General features: G+C 74.5%; 1 protein-coding gene. It reads right to left on the reverse strand.

Annotated elements, in window-relative coordinates:
- A partial coding sequence (locus KUM32_RS39085; protein ID WP_254406735.1) for a hypothetical protein occupies positions 1-659 on the reverse strand: 659 nt, incomplete at both ends.

The raw sequence follows: 659 nt of genomic DNA on the forward strand, positions 1-659 counted from the left end.
GAGCAGGGCGAAGCTCTCCGTCCAGTCGCCCTCGCGGAAGATCTCGACCCAGCGCGTGGCCCCGTCGCTGAGCGCCGCGAGGGCCCGGACCTCGGCGCGCGGGGTGGTGCCGGTGACGGCCCGGCGGGCGACGTCGGGGTCGGCGGCGGCGGTGAAGAAGCCACCCTCGGCGTTGCGCAGGGCCTCCACGGCCCGCCCGTACTCGGCGCCCGCCGCGCGACGCTCGGCCGAGCCGCGCGGGAGCGCCCGGGCGGCGGCGCCGAGGGCGCGCACGCTGTGCGGCAGCTCGTCGAGCCGGGAGTCGAGCACCGGCGTCACCATGCCGTCGGGCGCCTCGATCAGCAGGGAGGAGTCGGAGAGCACCAGATGCTCCACGCGATCGGCGTCCCAGCGGACGACGACCACGGTTGCCTGGGGCGTACGAACATGAGAAAGGTCACACGTGTCGCGATGGGCGTCGGCGGTACGGGTAATCGCCGCCGCCAGGCAGTCGGCGAGGGGCATATCCCGCCGCGAACCGGACAGTTCGAGCAGGGCGCCGCCGAGTCGGGCGGTGAACCAGGGGACCGAGTGGCTGCACCCGTACGGGTTCGGCGGTGGTGTGACGCCGTCGAGGAGCACCAGCGCTCCACCCTGCCCGGACGCTGGGAGAGCTATGG

The sequence above is a fragment of the Streptomyces sp. AC627_RSS907 genome, from assembly GCF_019049165.1.